The following is a 2,599-nucleotide window of genomic DNA, read 5'->3' on the forward strand; positions in this document are numbered from 1 at the left end:
AGATTGAAAGTTGGGGTTTGGCCGCCATGCTTCAGGCGCTTCGTGAGCGTCCCGGCTGCGGCGACTCAGAAGACTTTACACAGGTTTGCGGGCCGGCGCAAATCAGCAGTTCGGCGCCGGATCCACCCTAGTGGGAGGACCCGGCGCCGAAGGATATAGCGACAGGTATTACAGGTCAGGAGGGACTATCCCTGCCGGCGCCGCAGCGGCAGCGAGGCAAGAACGAGCGCCGATCCGGCGATTACCGCTCCGCCGCCCATCAATGCCAGGCTCATTGACTCCGCGCCCGTCTTCGGCAGGCGCTCAGTCACTGGAACCGGTGCATAGAGGTTGGTAACGCCGATGGCCTGCGTTTCTCCAGGCAGGATTGATACTCCACCGGTAAAGGTTGATTCAACGGTGACGTCTTCGTTGGCCCCGGAGGTCGGCTCCGAAATGTTGCAAAGCGTCCCGGCAGGAATCCCTTCGTAGAGCTGGGTGTATTCACCCGCCGTCGTGCCCGCCTCGAGGACGAAGACTTCGTCCACAAGCCCTTCGCCGCACTGAACGTGGATGGCAATGTCATCCTGCAGTCCGGCACCAGTGCCGCTAATGGCCTTGGTTACCAGCAGGCTGCCCGGGTTGAGGTCGACCGTGTTGGTAACTGCCAGAACGTTCTCGCCGTCAGCGATGGTGACAGGTTCCGGAAGCACCGGAGTGACCGTCACCGCCGTCGTCGATCCCGTGACAGGTTCGGTAACCGAACAGACCGTGCCTACCGGTAGTCCGGTGACAGTCTCAGTCACTGTCTCGGCAGTACCTGCAGGGATGTCGAAGGTGAAGGCACCCGACGCCCCGCAGTCGACTATGAGGGAGATGTCACCCTGCAGCCCCGCCCCCTCACCTGCAAAGGATTTGCTGACCGTGAGGTCTCCGGCTTCAAAGAACTCCGCAGTTGCCTGGGCATTGGACTCGATCTGTGCGTCGGCTGCCAGGATCAGCTTTTGGGCAGTCGTGACGCTGGGATTATTGCCGGCGTAGAGGTAGACGTTGCCAGTTTGGACGGGGACCACGGCAGTGGCGGTCAGGACAACCGGATCAGTGGTCTGGTTGTCATTCCTCACCCACAGCTGGGTACCGGGCGTGACGGTCGTGCCGACGAGCGGGACCGTGCCGGCCGGGTCGGTGTACAGGGTGTACCCATCCGGTACCCCGACCGTGATGGTTCCTGCATCAGAGTTGATAGTGAAGGGGCCGGTGACCCCGTCCGTGGGACCCGCCGCGACGGGCGGGTCAATCGACACGTTGGGAGCTGGCGGTTCAGTCAGCGGCCCCGCAGCGAGCACCGCGGCGACTATTGCCTCGGTGTAGGGACGTACGGCGTCGGTGTCTTCAAGAACGTAGCCATCGCTGAAGAACCATACGGCTGCCTGTACTGCGGCGGCACGGATGTTGTCATTCGGGGCTTCCGCGGGGAGTCCAGGCTGGTCCGGATAATAGCTGTTCAGCACCTGGTTGACGTAGCCAATATTCGGCACATTCGACTCGTCCCAAGAGCCGCTCTCGTATCCCAGTCCGGTGTAAGTAGAGGTGCGAATGTCGATGCAGTACACCTGCTGGGTATTGCCCACGGCGTCAGCAGTGGTGATAACACCTGCGAACCCTTCATCGGTGTCCTCGTAACCTGCCGGCACGTCAGCCGGATACCCGATTGTGGGGTCGAACGGCGTACCGACCGGCGGCAGTCCGCCGGCTACGGATTGCCCGGGGCCGGTACCAGTCATCGTGATCTCCACCAGCTCCGTGGGGACGGCACCACGCGGCGGCTCGCCCCGAAAAACCGCCTGGGCAGGCGCGGCTAGCTGGAACAGCATAAACAGCAATACAAGGACGCCGACGACGGCGGTCCCCCCGGAGTAGCGGGGCTTACTTCCCCTGCCACGCTTGCGGACTGCGGCATGGACGAATGGGTTTCGCAGGCTCATAGGGGTTCCCGCTTCCAGTCTCGGTGGGTGGAAATCCAAAGTGGTGAGCTTCGGGTCAGCGGCACTTGGCCGTGGCCTGCGAGGCTACGTGGATCGACTGTCTCTGGATAGAGAGAATGGAGAATCTGCCGGTTGCAGCACTCGATTTCATCGCGCCCACTGGACTTGCGGGCGTGCGCGAGAGCTGGCTCGCTGGATTGTGGGCATACGGCGGCGGTGGTTCCCAGTCGTCGTGGCCGGTGGGGCTCCCGGGACTCTGCGGGGGGGGGGGCGGGGGTTCCCAGCCATCGGGCAAGGTGGGGCTCCTAAGGTCATGTTCCGGTGGTGGTTCCCACCCTTCGTGACCGGTGTTTCCGATGGGGTTGCGCGACGGCGGTGGTTCCCAGCCCTCGTGGCTGGTGGTGCCTGGTGTGGTCCCGGGAAGGGCCAGGAGTCACCGGAACTGGGAAACCCCGTCCCGGCCAGCTGTTCCAGTCCCCTAGTTCAGGCCAGACCCCGGGGGCCGGGGAACGGCTGGTTAAACACGGAAAGGGCCCGCACCATGGTGCAGGCCCTAAGAACACACTCGATCAGCTCGGGCCGCCGGCCCCGGTACCCGCGTCCGTCCCCGGCCCCCGGCACCCGGCCAGCAAACG

General features: G+C 63.8%; 1 protein-coding gene. It reads right to left on the reverse strand.

The genetic code is table 11. From position 1 onward, the window contains the following. Window positions 1-185: 185 nt before the first annotated feature. Window positions 186-1,964 carry a thioester domain-containing protein gene (locus tag ACSLGO_RS18215; RefSeq protein ID WP_436401645.1) on the reverse strand — a complete coding sequence of 593 codons (1,779 nt, stop codon included), beginning with the start codon at window positions 1,962-1,964 and terminating at the stop codon, window positions 186-188. Window positions 1,965-2,599 lie beyond the last annotated feature (635 nt).

Origin of the sequence: Arthrobacter sp. IK3 (assembly GCF_051337705.1) — a bacterium.
Classification (GTDB): Bacteria; Actinomycetota; Actinomycetes; order Actinomycetales; family Micrococcaceae; genus Arthrobacter_B; species Arthrobacter_B koreensis.